Here is a 15,195-nt window from a genome sequence, read left to right as displayed (position 1 = left end):
CCCGAGGGCCATCTGGACCGTTGGGGGTAAGCCGTGCTGAAGGTCGATACCGACCGGCTCAGAGAGCCGGCCGCGTGGACGATGCTCGCGGTGGTGATCACAACCGTTCTTGTGGGAATCGCACGGTTACTCATCGGCTCCTCCGCGCTCGGCGGCACGTTCGGCCTGCGCGCGGCCGCGAGCCTGCACACCCTCGCTTCCCCCGTGTCGACCGCACTGGCGGCCGGCGCGGTGCTGCTCGTGGACAAGGCGGGCGCCCCGACGCCCCGGGCCCGCCTGGTGGCGCTGGGCGCGGCCGGGTCGCTCGGCCTCGGCGTCGTCTTCGGCGTGATCGGCGTGCTGGGCGTCCTCGTGGGCGACCTGCCGAGCTTTCGCGACCGCTTCGAATACCTGATCACCGGCCTGCCGATGCTCGCTCTCGCCGTCTTCGGGGCGCTGTTCGCGCTGAGCACGGCCACCGCGCTCCAGTCCGGGCAGCGGCCCGCGGCTGACTTCTTCGGCCGGCGCGACGACGCCTATCCGTCCCGGCCGAACGTTCCGGCTCTGCCGCAGGGGTACGGCGACGCCCAGGGCCGCCCGTCGTCCTACGGCCAGCCCCAGGGACAACCGCAGAGCCAGCAGCAGGGCGTCCCGGTCGCCAACGGCGTGGTTTCGAACGGCGCGGTCCCCAGTGGCGCGGCCTCCGGCGGACCGGCCCACAACGGCATGCCCGCCGACCGGCAGCAGGGTCCCGGCCAGCACGCTTCCGTTCAGCACGGCCTTGGACAGCACGGCCCCGGCCAGCAGGGTCCGGGGGAGCAGGGCCACGGTCCGCAGGCGTACAGCCAGCAGGGTTCCGGCCAGCAGAGTTCGGGTCAGCAGGGCCTGGGCCAGCACGGTTCGGGTCACGAGGGGCAGGGCCGGCAGCCTGCCACCCACGATCTCCACGGCGAGCCTGACCAGGGCCGGCAGAACGGCTCGCAGAACCCCCACCACACCGGTCAGCCCCCCTTCGGTGAGCACGCGGGTCAGCACGCCGGGATGTCCACGCCGGGCGGCGGTCCCGTCCAGGCCCCGGCGTACGGCGATCCCCAGACGCAGCAGGCACAGCACGGCCAGCAGGCGCCGGCGGCGCAGCAGGGACAGGCCCAGGGTGCTCCCGGCTATCCCCAGCCCGCGATGGCCGCCGAGCAGCAGTACGGCCAGGAGACCTACGCTCCGCAGGACCGGCCGCACGCGTCCTACTCCCAGGAGCGCGGCCAGGGCGCCTTCGGCCAGGAGCGGCCCCAGGACGTCTACGGCCAGGACCAGCCGCGTGAGCCGTACGGCGGTGCGGCCACCGGGCAGGGTGACGCCTACGAGGCGCAGGGCGGCTACACCCCCGCCTCCACCGCCCCGCAGCCTCCGCTGTTCGGACAGCCCGGCACGCCGGTCCACCCCCAGAGCCCGCAGGCGCAGGCACAGAGCCAAGGGCAGCAGCCGTGGCAGGCCGAGCAGGCCCGGCCGTCGATCCAGGACGTCCAGACCGGCGCGCACTACTCCGACTACGGCGCGCCGGGCTACCAGCAGGAGCGGCCCTCCGGCGGTCAGCACGCGGGCCAGCCGGAAAGCGGACGGTACGGCGGGCAGCCGGAGGCCGCCCCCTACGGCCAGCAGCCCGCCGGCGGTTCCTACGGTCAGCAGCCGGGCGGTGCCTCCTACGGTCAGCAGTCCGAGGGCGGCTCCTACGGCCGGCACGGCGACAACAGTGCCTACGGCCAGCAGCCCGCCGGCGGTTCCTACGGTCAGCAGCCCGGGGGTGCTTCCTACGGTCACCAGGGCGACAGCGGCTCGCACAGTGGCCAGGGTGACAACGGCGCCTACGGTCAGCAGGGCGACAACGGCGCCTACGGCGGGCAGCCGGAGGCCCTTCCCGCCCACCAGCGGTCCGACTACTCCGCCCCGCCGCAGGGCCCGGTGTTCGACCAGTACGGCTACGCCGGCCAGCAGAGCGAGACCGGCGGCTACGGCCGCTTCCCCAACCCGCCCGAAGGCCCCGGCTTCCCCCCGGCCGGCGCCGAGGGCAGGCCGTACGAGCAGGACCAGCCGTACGGTCACTCCGGATACCCCGGCTCCGAGCCTGCGGCGGGCGGTCCGGCCTACGACGCTCCCCCCGCGTACGAGAGCCCGGCCGACCCGAGGGAACAGCAGCTCGCGCAGGCCTACCAGCAGGCGCAGAGCTACCAGAAGATCGCCCTGCCGGACCACCCCACCGGTCCGCAGGACCTGCCCGAGTACTACGACAACCCGCTCGGCCACCCCCAGAGCTCCGAGCCCGCGCCGTTCCAGGCCCCGCCGCCGGGCCCCGCCGAGCAGACCCTGCGCTTCGACCCTTCCGGCTATCGCGGCGACCCGCTCACCGACCCGCTGCGGCGGGAGGAGCCCATCGATCCGACGGCGATCTACACCCCGGACAGGTCGCAGGCAAAGTATGAGGAAGGTTCCGCCCCCGATCAGGCAGGCCGCGGAACTGACCCCAACCTCCCTTGGTATGGTTCCGAACGCTGACAGGACCGAACAACGGGGCATACGAACCGGGGCAAGCAGGTCTTTCCCCGGGTATCGTTATGCCGCTTGACGCCACACGCGCCACGCGCGTGTAATTACAGACATGTTGTTACGCCTTCCCAAGGGTGGGTATGGGGCAGGCGTTTTTATGGGGGGCCTCATGTGGGCGGGCGAGCGACAGGGAGGTGTGCAATGACCGAGCTGGTCATGGCACAGGCGCTCGATGGTGAAGATCTTGGGTGGCAGGAACGCGCCCTGTGCGCGCAGACCGATCCTGAGGCGTTCTTTCCTGAGAAGGGCGGCTCCACCAGGGAAGCCAAGAAGGTGTGCCGTTCGTGCGAGGTTCGTGCGGAGTGCCTTGAGTACGCGCTTCAGCACGACGAGCGTTTCGGCATCTGGGGCGGTCTGTCCGAGCGCGAGCGACGCAAGATGAAGCGCCAGGCCGTCTGACGACGCGAACGGGGCCGCGCGCTCGGCGCGCGGCCCCGCGTTCATGTCCGGCGCGGTTCGGTCCGGCGGAGTTCGGTCCGGGGAGGTTCGCCTCCCGCGTGGCCTGTGCCCGGCAAGGTGCGCGTACGGGCCCTGTGTACGGGTCCGGCGGGGTTCGTATGCGGTGGTTCGTCCTGGGAGCGGCGTCGGCGGCGGAGTGCCTCCGAAGTCTGTGCTGACATCCTGTTTCGCCTGGATGTGATCGGGTGAGTCCGGGTTGCCGTATCGTGGTCGGCGCTCAGCCGTACGACCCCCTTAGGACTCGACGTGCACTCGGTGACCGCGATCGTCGTCGCTCACGACGGCGCCCGCTGGCTCAAGGAGACGCTGGCGGCGCTGCCGCGCCAGACCCGGCCTCTCGACCGTGTCGTCGGTGTCGACAACGGCAGCCGGGACGGCAGTGCGAAGCTGCTGACCGAGGCGTTCGGCTCGCACAACGTGCTGACCATGCCGAGGTCCACCGGATTCGGCGAGGCCGTCCACGAGGTGCTGCGGCGGCTGCCGCCCGCGCCCGGCCAGGAGTGGGTCTGGCTGCTCCATGACGACTGCGCTCCCGACGCGGGCGCGCTGCAGGCCCTGCTGTGGGCCGCCGACCACGACCCGAAGGCCGCGATCCTCGGCCCCAAGCTGCGTGACTGGCTCGACCGGCGGGTGCTGCTGGAGATGGGCGTGACCGTCAGCAGGTCCGGACGGCGCGACACCGGCCTGGAGCCGAGGGAGTACGACCAGGGCCAGCACGACGAGATCGCCGACGTCCTGTCGGTCTCCACGGCGGGCATGCTCATCCGCAGGGACGTCTGGGACGAGCTGTCCGGCCTCGACACGTCCCTGCCGCTGTTCCGCGACGACCTCGACCTGTGCTGGCGCGCCCGCGCGGCGGGACACCGCGTGCTGAACGTGAGCGACGCGGTCGCCTGGCACGCCGAGGCGTCCGCACGGCGCCGCCGCCGCATCTCCACGAGCGAGGAGCACCCGCGCCGGCTCGACCGGCGCAACGGCCTGTTCGTCCTGATGGCGAACCTCCCGTTCGGCGCGTTCGCGCGGTCCGTGCTGCGCAACGTCTTCGGGTCGGCGCTGCGGGCCGTGCTGTTCCTGCTGGCCAAGCAGCCGGCCAACGCCCTGGACGAAGTGGCCGCGCTCGGCTCGGTCCTCGGCCATCCGTGGCGTCTGCTGCGGGCCCGCAAGGCGCGCAGGAACGGCAGGAAGCAGAGCTGGCCCGCGATCAGGCGCAAGCTCACCCCGCCCGGCGCCGCGCTGCGCCGCCTCGCCGACATGGTGCAGGGCTTCCTCGCCGGGACGGGCCCGGTCGACTCGGCGGGCCGTCACCACGCCGCCGCCGACACCGGCGAGGAGGACGGCGACGAACTGCTCACCGACTCCGGAGGCGTCCAGCGCCTGCTGAGCAGCCCCGGAGTGGTGCTCTGCCTGATCCTGGCCGCGATCACGGTGGCCGCCGAACGGACGCTGCTGCCGGGCGGCCTGCTCGGCGGCGGCGCGCTGGTGCCGGTCACCGGGAGCGCGGCCGACCTCTGGCGGCTCTACGTCGAGGATCACCACGCCGCCGGGCTGGGCTCCGGCACCTGGGCCCCGCCGTACGTCGCCGTGCTGGCCGGGCTGTCGGCGCTCGCGCTCGGCAAGACGTGGCTGGTCGTCGGCGTGCTGCTGCTCGGCTGCGTGCCGCTGGCCGGGTTCTCGGCGTACGCCGCGACGAAGCGGATGATCCCCTACACGCCGGCGCGGGTCTGGCTGGCCGCCACCTACGCGCTGCTTCCGGTCACGACGGGCGCGGTGGCGGGCGGACGGCTCGGCACCGCGATCGTGATCGTGCTGCTGCCGGTCTACGCGGCGCTCGCCATCCGGGTGATGGCCGGGTCGAGCCGGGCCGCCTGGGGGTTCGGCCTGCTCCTGGCCGTGGGCACGGCGTTCGTCCCGCTGGTGTACGTGCTGGTGGCGGTCCTCGGCGGCCTCGCCGCGGTGTCGTTCGGCGGCATCCGCAGGGGAGTCACGAGGTCGATCGCGATCGGTCTCGGCACCCCGATCGTCCTGCTGTTCCCGTGGCTGGTCCAGATCGCTCAGGAGCCGGGGCGCATCCTGCTGGAGTCCGGCCTGCACGATCCCCGGCTCTCCGACCCCCGGCTCGCCGCGGAGTCGCTGCTCATGCTGAGCCCCGGCGGCCCGGGGGTGCCGCCCGTGTGGGCGACGGCCGGCCTGGTCGCGGTCGCGCTGGCCGCCCTGCTGCTGCGGCGGCACCAGATGGTCGTCGCGATCGGCTGGGGCGTGATGCTCTTCGGCCTGCTGGTGGCGATCGTGGTCAGCCGGATCACCGTCCACGTGGGAGGAGCGATCGGGGAGGCCACCGGGGGAGCCGTCCCCGTCTGGCCCGGCGTGCCGCTGGCGTTCGCGGCGACCGGCCTGCTGGTCGCGGCGGCGCACCCCGCGCACCGGATCACCGAGTTCCGCGCCGCCCGCGGGCTGCGCCGCCTGGGGGCGATGCTCATCGTCGTGGTGGCCTTCGCCACGCCGCTGGCCGCGGCCGGGCTGTGGGTCGTCAGGGGCGCGGACGGCCCGCTGCGGCACGACGTGGCCGATCCCGTGCCGTTGCTCGCCGCGGTCGAGTCGGCACCGGGAGAGGGCACGCTGCTGCTGCGGGCCAGGGACGGCGAGGTCGGCTACACGCTGCTGCGCGGCCGGGGCCCGCTGATCGGCGAGTCCGACCTGGAACCGCCGGGTGAGGCGAGCGCCCGCTTCGGTGCGGCGGTCGCCGGGCTCGCCTCCGGGCGGGGTGGCGAGTACGCGCGGACGCTCGCGTCGTCCGGAGTCCGCTTCGTGTCGGTGCCCGCCCCGGTCGACCCGGCGCTGCAACGGGCGCTCGACTCCGAGCCCGCCCTGGCCAGGAGGAGCCTGTCGGAGGCGGGTGGCCTGTGGCGCATGTCGGGCCAGGTCACCGTGCCGCCGCCCGCGGCTTCCGGGAGCGCCCTGCACCGCGGGTGGCTGTGGGCGCAGGGCGCGCTGCTCGTGCTCGTGCTCGTGCTGGCCTCGCCCGGCGCCCGTACGACGGATCCGGACGGCGACTACACCGACGCTCCGGCCGAGGAGGGGCCGCGGGGCCGCCGCCGCGCGCGGGACGACAAGGGCCGGAACGACAAGGGCCGCGACGACAGGGCCCGCGGTGACAGGGGCCGGGAAGGCGGGCGCCGCGGCAGAGGCGGCGAGGACAGGGGCGGCGACGACAGGGGCAGGGAAGAAACGGTGCCCGCGTGAGAAGACTGATCGAGAACCGCTTCGGCCTGCTCGCCCTCGTGCTGATCGCGATGGGTGCGCTCTTCGGCGTGGCCTTCGTCAGCAGGCCCGCACCCGTGACCCAGGCGCGGCCGCAGGCCGTCAGGGCGCCCGTCGAGTCGGTGACGGCCGTGTGCCCGGCTCCGGCGGGCAGCAGGGTGAGCGTGGTCACCCCGCCCGGCGCCGGCGGACCGGGCAGCGCCACCCTGTCGGCGATCGCCGCCCCGGACGCGAAGGCCGCGGACAAGAAGGCAGGCGAGGACCCGGGGGAGAAGGACGCCGTCATCGACCGGCCGGGTCTGCTGTGGCAGCGGGAGATCGCCTCCGGAGGCGGCCCTCTCATGGTCGACGGCACCGGCTCGATGGCCGCCGGGCTGGAGAGCGCGCAGACCGCCAGGGAGACCTCCGGCGCCCAGCGGGGCCTCGCCGGGGTGCGTTGCGTCGAGCCGGGCGCCGACACCTGGTTCGTCGGGCCGGGCCCCGCCGCGGCCGAGATGACCCTCTATCTCGCCAACCCCGACTCCGCCCCGGCCGACATCACGTTCATGGTCTACTCGGGCGAGGGCCCGGTGCTGAGCGAGCGCGGCAACGGCGCGGTCGTCAAGCCCGGCGGGCACCGCGTGATCAGGCTGCGCGACCTCGCGCCGTCCCCGCTGATCATGGCGTTGCGGGTGAGCACCCGCAGCGGCCGGGTGGCCGCCGCCGTGAAGGCCGTGCTCGGGGAGGGCCGGGGCGCCGACTGGCTGCCCGTCGCCGCCGCCCCCGCCACCCGGGTCGTCGTCCCCGGCATCCCCGGCACCGCGGGGAAGCGCGAGCTGTACGTCGCCGCGCCCGGGGAGACCGACACGGTCGTACGGATCAAGGCGGTGCTGGAGGACGGCTCCTACGCGCTGAAGAACAAGGAGACGATCGAGGTCCCGGCCGGCTCGACGGCCTCACTCGACCTGTCCACCGGCATCGGCGGGCAGCCCGCCGCGCTGGTGCTGGAGTCCGACGTGCCGATCGTCGCGGGCCTGAAGATCACCGGAACCGGCGCCCGGCAGGACGTCGCCTTCACGGCCGGCGCCGACTCGATCGATCTCGGCAGCGTCGTCGCGGACGCCCAGGCGACAGGTGGCAAGCAGGTCTCGCGGCTGGTGCTGTCGGCGCCCTTCGCCCCGGCCACCGTGGAGGTGCGGCTGCTGCCCGCCAAGGGGGAGGCGCCGGCCCCCGTCGAGGTGAAGCTGGCCGCCGCCCACACCCAGGAGATCAGGCTCACTCCGCGCGGGAGCAAGGACGCCTTCAGCGTCGTCGTGCGTCCGCTGCCCGGCTCCGGCCAGGTGTACGGCGGCCGCGTCCTGGACGAGGCGACCAAGGAGGGCCAGCTGGTCACCGCGCAGCCGCTGGCCGTGGGCCGGATCTGGGCCCTGGTGCCCCCGGCCGTCGACGCACCGGGCGTCGTCCTCCCCTGAACGGCGGCACCTGACCGGCGGCCCCTGACCGGCGGCCCCTGAACGGCGGGGCGGTCCCGACGTGGCGATCAGTGGTGATCAGGGGGCGTGGTCTCAGTGACGGTCGTCGTAGCCGGGGTCGATGGTTTCCGGGGTGAGGCCCAGCAGGCTCGCCACCTGCTCGACCACCACGTCCAGCACCAGCGTGCCGAGCGTGTCGCGGTCGCGGGCCCGCGCTTCGAGCGGCCGGCGATACAGCACGACGGTCGCGGGGCCGTCCCCGGCGGCCGACTCGGCCCGGCCGAGCGGGATCGGGTCCGACGACATCCGCGCCGGGCCGTCCACCAACTCGTCGGCCGGCGGCACCTCCTCGACGGCGAACTCGACGGCGGCGAGCTGGGCCCCCCACCGGGGCTTGAGCCGGTCGACCGCGTCGAGCACCAGGTCGTCGAAACGCTCCCCGCGGGACTTGGCGATGGGGACGTGCGAGGGCGCGAGCGGGCCGCGCATCCCGCGACCGTGCCGGTCGCGCCGGCGCACCCGCCGCCGGGGGTCCGGCCTGTCACCGCTCCGATCGCTCACGCAGTCAGCTTAAGGCGTGCCCGGCGTGATCCGCCGGACACCGGCTGAGCGCCTTCCGCAGGTACGACGGACCGCGCGGCGTTGTGTCCGCTTTGCCCGGCAATCTCATGAGGACTTCTCAGAACGCTGAATTGTGGCGACACGCTCGATAAGAGCGGCGGGGTGGTGGCAATGTGAACGCGGACCGGATACGGTCCCTCCGTGAGCCCCGTCCGCAGCTGTTCCCGTACCGCCTGCAGGCAGCCTGCCGTCTTCACACTCACGTATGTCTACGCCGACTCGACCGCCGTACTCGGCCCTCTGGCGACGTACGTCGAGCCCCATTGCTACGACCTGTGCGCGGAGCACGCGGAACGGCTCACCGCGCCCCGAGGGTGGGAGGTCGTGCGCCTTCCGTCCGAGTCCGTGTCCCCGAGCGGAGACGACCTGGAGGCGCTGGCGAACGCGGTCCGCGAGGCCGCCCGCCCCGCTCCCGCGGCGGGAGAGCCGGTCGGCCAGGCGGTCGAGGTGGGTCGCCGGGGCCATCTGCGCGTGCTCAAGTCGGCGCAGCCCAATCGGGAGCGCTGAAGCGTTCAGACTCCGCGCGACGAGATCGCGCGCATCGCGTTGGATCGCCCGTTGTGGGGGCAATCAGGCGCTATAGGCTCAGGTGCGAAGACTTAACGACTTTTAGGGGCGTGCAGTGGCCGACCTCAGCAGGATCTTCAAGGCGTACGACGTGCGCGGTGTGGTGCCCGACGAGCTCGACGAGGAGATCGCGCAGGCCGTAGGGGCGGCGTTCGTGGAGCTGACCGGTGCGACGTCGGTGGTGATGGCCCACGACATGCGCACCACCTCCGGCCCGCTGGCCGCGGCCTTCGCGCGGGGCGCGACCTCCCGCGGCGCCGACGTCGTCAACGCCGGCCTCGGTTCGACCGACATGCTCTACTACGCCAGCGGCAGCCTGAACCTGCCGGGTGTGATGTTCACGGCGAGCCACAACCCGGCGAAGTACAACGGCATGAAGATGTGCCGCGCCGGAGCCGTTCCCGTGGGCACCGACACCGGGCTGCTGGAGATCCGCGACCGCGCGGCCGAGCTGCTCGACAACGGGCTGGGCGGCACCCCCGGTGCGGGCACGGTGACGGAGCGCAACCTGCTGGAGGGCTACGCCGCCCACCTCAAGACCCTGGTCGACCTGTCGGGCATCCGGCCGCTGAAGGTGGTCGTCGACGCCGGCAACGGGATGGGCGGCTACACGGTCCCCGAGGTCTTCAAGGGCCTGCCGATCGAGCTGACCCCGCTCTACTTCGAGCTCGACGGCAGCTTCCCCAACCACGAGGCCAACCCGATCGAGCCGGAGAACCTGCGCGACCTGCAGAAGGCGGTCGTCTCGCAGGGCGCCGACATCGGCATCGCCTTCGACGGCGACGCCGACCGCTGCTGGGTCATCGACGAGCGGGGCGAGTCGGTGCCGCCGTCCACGATCACCGCGCTGGTCGCGGTGCGCGAGCTGGCCAAGGACCCCGGCGCGACGGTCATCCACAACCTGATCACATCCAAGGGCGTGCCGGAGATCGTCGCCGAGCACGGCGGCAAGCCGGTCCGCACCCGCGTCGGCCACTCGTTCATCAAGGCCGAGATGGCCCGCACCGGCGCGGTCTTCGGCGGCGAGCACTCGGCCCACTACTACTTCCGCGACTTCTGGTTCGCCGACTCCGGCATGCTGGCCGCGCTGCACGTGCTCGCCGCGCTGGGCGAGCAGGACCGGCCGCTGTCGGAGGTGCTGTCGCGTTACTCGCGCTACGCCGCCTCCGGGGAGATCAACAGCAGGGTGGACGACCAGACGGCGGCCCTGGCCCGCGTACGGGAGACGTTCGCGGCGCGGGAGGGTGTTACCTTCGACGAGCTGGACGGACTCACCGTCAGCGGTCCGGACTGGTGGTTCAACCTGCGTCCGTCGAACACCGAGCCGCTGCTGCGGCTCAACGCGGAGGCCTCCGACGAGGAGAAGGTCGCCGCCGTCCGCGACGAAGTGCTCGCCGTCGTAAGGAGCTGACGAGTTGAAGATCGACGACTGGCTGCTGGACATCCTCGCGTGCCCGGCGTGCAAGTCCCCCCTCCGCGCCGTGCCGGAGGCGGACGAGCTGGCGTGCACGTCCGAGTCGTGCGGCCTGGTCTACCCGGTGCGTGACGACATCCCGGTTCTCCTCGTCGACGAGGCCCGCCGGGCATGACCGGTGCCGGTGGGGCCCGGTTCGAGCCCGACCGGCTCGACGACCAGGCATATCTGGTGGAGGGCGACCCCTCCGGAATGCTCCGTACGGTGGCCTCCTCGGCCGCCGAGGTGCGCACGGCGTACCGGGCGGCCGTGGAGAGCGGCCTCGCGCGGGTCGGCCGCGACGGCCGTCCGCGGGCGATCGTGGTGGCCGGCATGGGCGCGAGCGGGCTCGCCGGCGAGGTGCTGGAAGCGCTGTGCCGGTACGGCGCCCCGCTTCCGGTCGTGACGGTGCGCGGCTACCGGCTGCCCGGCTGGGTCGGCGCCGCCGATCTCGTCGTCGCCGTCTCCCGCTCGGGGACGACCGAGGAGACCGTCGCCGTGACCGCCGAGGCCGTACGGCGCGGCTGCGGGATCGTCGGCGTGGGCGCGCCGGACACGCCGCTCGCCGCCCTGGTCGCGCGGGGCGGCGGGCCGTACGTGCCTGTCGGCGGGGTGGCCGGGCAGCCCGAGGCGACCCTGTGGTCGCTGATGGTGCCGCCGATCCTCGCCGCGGCGGCGTTCGGGCTGGTCCCGGTGGACGAGGACGAGTTCGAGGCGGTCGCGAGGCGGCTTGAGGATCTCGCGCACCGCTGCCGCCCGTCGAGTGAGTCGTTCATCAACCCCGGCAAGACTCTGGCCATGGAGCTGGCCGGCACGGTTCCGGTCGTCTGGGGCACCTCTCCGGTGGCCGCGGTGGCGGCCCACCTCCTGGCCACCCGGCTCGGCGCGCACGCGGGTTATCCCGCGACCTGGGGCGAGCTGCCCGAGGCGGCGCACAACCAGATCGGGACGTTCGACGGCCCCCTCGCCGGGCGCGACATCTTCGCCGACCCCTTCGCAGACGAGCCCGGAGGCGGCCCCCGGCTGCGCCTGTTCCTGCTGCGTGACGTGGAGGAACACCCGCAGGTGACCCGGTCCCGCACGGCCGCCGTGCGGATGGCCGAGGACCGCGGGGTTCCGGTGTCGGAGATCACGGCCGACGGCGTGCGCCCGCTGGAGCGGCTCGCCTCCCTGGCCGGGCTGTGCGACTACGCGACTGTCTACCTTGCTCTCGGGTACGGGATCGACCCGGCGTCGGTGGCCGTATCCACGGAACTCCGGGCCCGGATTTCCCAATAGGATCGCTTCGGCCGGTCGAAATCGAGGAGTTCAACGTGAGTGCGGGTGGCGGTACCAAGGCGATCCTCGCGGCGCTCGGCGCCAACATGGCGATCGCGGTGGCGAAGTTCGTGGCGTTCATCTTCACCGGGTCGTCCTCCATGCTCGCCGAGTCGGTCCACTCCGTGGCCGACTCCGGCAACCAGGCGCTGCTGATGCTGGGCGGCAAGCAGGCGACCAAGCGGAGCACCCGCAAGCACCCGTTCGGCTACGGGCGCGAGCGATACTTCTACGCGTTCGTCGTGGCGGTGGTGCTGTTCACGATCGGCGCCCTGTTCTCGCTGTACGAGGGCTGGCACAAGATCGCCGACCCGCATCCGGTGGAGTCGCCGCAGTGGGCGTTCGGCGTGCTGGTCTTCGCGATCGTCGCCGAGGGGTTCTCGTTCCGTACGGCGATCAAGGAGTCGAGGGAGCACAAGGGCAAGGAGTCCTGGGTGTCCTTCATCCGGCGGGCCAAGGCGCCCGAGCTGCCCGTCGTGCTGCTGGAGGACTTCGGCGCGCTGCTCGGCCTGGTCTTCGCGCTGTTCGGCGTCGCGATGGCGGTGATCACCGGCAACGGCATGTGGGACGGCGTGGGCAGCCTCGTGATCGGCCTGCTGCTCGCGGTGATCGCGGTCATCCTGGCCGTCGAGACCAAGTCGCTGCTGATCGGCGAGAGCGCCGCTCCCGAGATGGAGAAGAAGATCTGCGCGGCGCTGGAGTCGGCTCCCGAGGTCAGCCGGGTGATCCACCTGCGCACCCTGCACCTCGGTCCGGAGGAGCTGCTGGTCGCCGCAAAGATCGCGGTCGAGCACGACGACACCGCGAGCGAGGTGGCCCGGGGCATCGACGAGGCCGAACGGCGCATCCGCGAGGCCGTGCCGATCGCCCGGGTGATCTACCTGGAGCCGGACCTCTACCGGGCGGACGCCGCCTCGACGCAGCCCGCCGGCACGTGACCGGCTTTTCGCTCGGCCACTTTTCCACTGCGCACCGTGATTGAAATGTGATCCTGAGTCACTTCAACCTCCCTGGTACCGGTCGGTAACTTTACTTGTGCATCTGACCGGTTCCCCCCTCCGGAGGTGACTCATGATTCAGCAGGGACGCGTGCGCTGGAAACGGTTCGCGCTCGTCTTCGTACCCGCTCTCGCGGTCGCCTCCGTGCTCGTCGGCGCGACCGCGGAGGGCGCCATCGGCGCGTCGTTCGTGGTCTCGGGCGACACGTTCAAGGTCTCCGCCGACAAGCTGCAGGGCCAGGGCTTCGTGCAGTACGGCAGCGTCACCGAGAACAAGCAGGGCCGGAAGATCCCGGTCGCGGTCTCCGGCATCCGGAAGGCCACCCTGACGAACATGTGCCAGACCGTCCTGATGAAGTCGCCGGTCGGCGCGGTGACGCTCCGGATCACCGCGGGCACCGGCAAGGACCCGGTGACCGCCGAGAACATGATCGTCGACGCCTCCCAGATCCAGGGCAACGCGGTCTTCACCGGCATCGAGGCCGGCCGTGACGCCAGCACGCTCGACCAGGTGCCGGAGGCGCAGGGCGCCGCGGGCATGTTCGGCCAGCAGGCGACCGCGGTCTCCATCGAGAACTTCCGGCAGGTCTCCTGGTCGGTCAACGCGGCGACCTTCAAGCTTCCGGGGCTGAAGCTGAGCGTCGAACCCGGCGAGCACGAGTGCTTCTGATGCGGCGGCCGGTCGAACTCCTCGGCGGGCGGCGATGAACGGTTCCTGGCGCAGGTCCCGGCCCTTCTGGGGCGGCCTTCTGGTGCTGCTCGCGGGCCTGGAGCTGCTGAGCATCCCGTTCGCCACGAAGGCGCTGCCGCTCGTCATCCAGTCGGGCACGGTCGGGGCCACCTACCTCATCGCGCTCGTGCTGGTCATCCTGGGCCTGATGATCTGGCTCCAGCCCGGTCAGCGGGCGTTCCTCGGCGTCGTCGCCGTGCTGGTCTCGATCGCGTCGTTCGTGTACGCCAACCTGGGCGGCTTCCTGGTCGGCATGCTGCTCGGCCTCGTCGGGGGCGCGCTCGCGGTCGCCTGGGCTCCGGAGGAGACGGCCCCCCACGCCTCCGGGACGCCCGCCGAGCCCTCCGGCGCCGCCGCGCCCGCTGAGCCCTTCGGCGCCGCGCCCGCTGAGCCCTTCGGTGCCGCCGCGCCCGCGCCCGGTGGCGGAGAGATCACCTTCACCACCCGCCGGGTCGTCAGCCGCGACGAGCACCTGCGGCCGGCGGGCGCCCAGGCCGGCCCGCAGACCCCCCAACCACCCGTCGCGCAGGACGACACGCAGACCGGCGCGCCGGCCGAGGCGCGGACCCCGCCGCAGCCGCCCGTCGCGCCGCCCACCGGAGACGGCCATCAGGTCCTCGTCGGCCGCATCCGCCCCAACCCGCCCCCCGAGGCCGGTGCGGGTAGCGAGTCGTCCGATCTGTCGGTCGGCTCGGGGGCCGGTGCGGACGTGGGCTCGGACGGCGGTCTTGGAGACCGCGGCTCCGACGGTGACAGCAGTGACGGCGGCGACGGGGGTGACAGCGGTGACAGCGGTGACGGGGGTGCGCGGGCGGGTTCGCCCGATGACGGGCCCCGCTCGCCCGCGGGCCCGCCGGGGCGGTCCGAAGGGAGCGGGGGGCCGGGCGCGGCGGGCAGGGCGCTGGCGATCACCATGCTTCCCGTCCTCCTGGCGACGGGGACGGGCGTGCCACAGGAGGACCCCGGCGTCTCCGCACAGAGCGGCACCGTCACCCGGGCCGCGCCCGCTGCCGCACGCAGCGCGGTGGCCGATACCCGCTCCCACGCGGTGTCCAACGCGGACGTCCGTACGATGCCCGATGTCGGCTCCCGCGCCGTGTCCCATGCCGTGCCCGATGCGGCGTCCACTCTGCTTCCCGGGGCCGTGCCCAGCGACGTCTCCGGCGTCGTCCCGGACCTGGTGCCCACGATCGTGCCCACCGACCTGCCGGGAGCACTTGGGTCGGCGAATCCCCTGGCCCCTCTCACCGGCGGGAGATCCCGCTCGCCCGGGGCGTCGCCGTCCCCCGGCGAGGACGAAGGGGGCCAGGCCCCGCCCGCCGGCCCCGCGGACGGTCAGGTGCGGGTCGCGGTCGAGCCCGCCGCTGTACGCGCCCCCTCGCTCACCATGACCGGCATGAAGTTCACCGGGGTCGTGGAGATGCCCACCGCGACCGGCATGGTCAAGATGCTCCGCTTCACCATGGACAAGGCCGTGCTGGAGCGGCCTCAGCAGACCATGGGCTCGACGACCCTCGTCGGCAGCGCCTTCACCTTCGAGGGCAACGTCGTGATCTGCACGACGAAGATGACCGCGAAGCTCCTCGGCGTGCCCCAGCGGTTCACCGCCGAGCATCCGAACATCCTGGTCCGGGCGCTCAAGCTGGTGCCGTCGCTGAACGTCCCGCTGACGATGACCGACGTCGTCAGCGAGCAGCCGTACGTCACGGCCGACTCCCTGCGCGCGGACGATCTCCACCTGGTGGTCGGCGCCTGAGTTGCGGG

Annotated in this window: 12 protein-coding genes; 11 read left to right on the top strand and 1 reads right to left on the bottom strand. The window is 73.0% G+C overall.

What is annotated here, in order from left to right; all coding sequences use genetic code 11:
- The first annotated feature begins 33 nt into the window (after positions 1-33).
- The 4 genes from Mam01_RS03660 (at position 34) to Mam01_RS03645 (ending at position 7,745) form a co-directional block, all read left to right on the top strand.
- Entirely contained in the window at positions 34-2,526 is a 2,493-nt protein-coding gene (locus tag Mam01_RS03660) for a hypothetical protein (protein ID WP_204284060.1), read from the top strand.
- Positions 2,527-2,718: 192 nt separating this feature from the next.
- Positions 2,719-2,976, top strand: coding sequence for a WhiB family transcriptional regulator (locus tag Mam01_RS03655; RefSeq protein ID WP_111701756.1), 258 nt, complete (start codon positions 2,719-2,721; stop codon positions 2,974-2,976).
- Between the two features lie 306 nt (positions 2,977-3,282).
- The gene (locus Mam01_RS03650) at positions 3,283-6,276 is read left to right on the top strand and encodes a glycosyltransferase family 2 protein (RefSeq protein ID WP_204284059.1); all 2,994 of its coding nucleotides are present in this window, start codon (positions 3,283-3,285) and stop codon (positions 6,274-6,276) included.
- Positions 6,273-7,745 carry a DUF5719 family protein gene (locus tag Mam01_RS03645; protein WP_204284058.1) on the top strand — a complete coding sequence of 491 codons (1,473 nt, stop codon included), beginning with the start codon at positions 6,273-6,275 and terminating at the stop codon, positions 7,743-7,745. Before Mam01_RS03650 ends, Mam01_RS03645 begins: the two co-directional genes overlap by 4 nt.
- A gap of 93 nt (positions 7,746-7,838) precedes the next feature.
- Here the strand turns inward: Mam01_RS03645 and Mam01_RS03640 are convergent, their stop codons facing one another.
- Positions 7,839-8,306 (bottom strand): metallopeptidase family protein, encoded by a 468-nt coding sequence (locus Mam01_RS03640; protein ID WP_239101007.1) that lies wholly within the window; start codon positions 8,304-8,306, stop codon positions 7,839-7,841.
- A 201-nt stretch (positions 8,307-8,507) separates the two neighbouring features.
- On the opposite strand from Mam01_RS03640, the gene Mam01_RS03635 reads away from it, so the two are divergent.
- The 7 genes from Mam01_RS03635 to Mam01_RS03605 all read left to right on the top strand — a co-directional run bounded on the left by Mam01_RS03635 (position 8,508) and on the right by Mam01_RS03605 (position 15,187).
- The gene (locus tag Mam01_RS03635) at positions 8,508-8,873 is read left to right on the top strand and encodes a DUF3499 domain-containing protein (protein WP_139573364.1); all 366 of its coding nucleotides are present in this window, start codon (positions 8,508-8,510) and stop codon (positions 8,871-8,873) included.
- 115 nt (positions 8,874-8,988) lie between these two features.
- Complete coding sequence (locus tag Mam01_RS03630) at positions 8,989-10,344, top strand: phosphomannomutase/phosphoglucomutase (RefSeq protein ID WP_204284057.1); 1,356 nt, start codon at positions 8,989-8,991, stop codon at positions 10,342-10,344.
- Positions 10,345-10,348: 4 nt separating this feature from the next.
- On the top strand, positions 10,349-10,522 hold the full coding sequence (locus tag Mam01_RS03625; protein WP_204284056.1) for a Trm112 family protein: 174 nt from the start codon (positions 10,349-10,351) through the stop codon (positions 10,520-10,522).
- Positions 10,519-11,664 carry an SIS domain-containing protein gene (locus Mam01_RS03620; RefSeq protein WP_204284055.1) on the top strand — a complete coding sequence of 382 codons (1,146 nt, stop codon included), beginning with the start codon at positions 10,519-10,521 and terminating at the stop codon, positions 11,662-11,664. Before Mam01_RS03625 ends, Mam01_RS03620 begins: the two co-directional genes overlap by 4 nt.
- Before the next feature lie 35 nt (positions 11,665-11,699).
- On the top strand, positions 11,700-12,641 hold the full coding sequence (locus Mam01_RS03615; protein ID WP_150930423.1) for a cation diffusion facilitator family transporter: 942 nt from the start codon (positions 11,700-11,702) through the stop codon (positions 12,639-12,641).
- 133 nt (positions 12,642-12,774) lie between these two features.
- Complete coding sequence (locus Mam01_RS03610; RefSeq protein WP_204284054.1) at positions 12,775-13,371, top strand: DUF6230 family protein; 597 nt, start codon at positions 12,775-12,777, stop codon at positions 13,369-13,371.
- A 34-nt stretch (positions 13,372-13,405) separates the two neighbouring features.
- Positions 13,406-15,187, top strand: coding sequence for a DUF6114 domain-containing protein (locus Mam01_RS03605; protein WP_204284053.1), 1,782 nt, complete (start codon positions 13,406-13,408; stop codon positions 15,185-15,187).
- Positions 15,188-15,195 lie beyond the last annotated feature (8 nt).

Origin of the sequence: Microbispora amethystogenes (genome assembly GCF_016863015.1) — a bacterium.
GTDB classification, from domain to species: domain Bacteria; phylum Actinomycetota; class Actinomycetes; order Streptosporangiales; family Streptosporangiaceae; genus Microbispora; species Microbispora amethystogenes.
The sequence above is the reverse complement of the archived record's forward strand: the minus strand, read 5'-3'. Positions and strand labels throughout refer to the sequence as shown.

Excerpts from the sequence above, each read along its gene's own strand:
- Mam01_RS03655 (WP_111701756.1), top strand. The coding sequence starts at position 2,719 with ATGACCGAGCTGGTCATGGCACAGGCGCTCGATGGTGAAGATCTTGGG.
- Mam01_RS03620 (WP_204284055.1), top strand. The coding sequence starts at position 10,519 with ATGACCGGTGCCGGTGGGGCCCGGTTCGAGCCCGACCGGCTCGACGAC.
- Mam01_RS03610 (WP_204284054.1), top strand. The coding sequence starts at position 12,775 with ATGATTCAGCAGGGACGCGTGCGCTGGAAACGGTTCGCGCTCGTCTTC.
- Mam01_RS03605 (WP_204284053.1), top strand. The coding sequence starts at position 13,406 with ATGAACGGTTCCTGGCGCAGGTCCCGGCCCTTCTGGGGCGGCCTTCTG.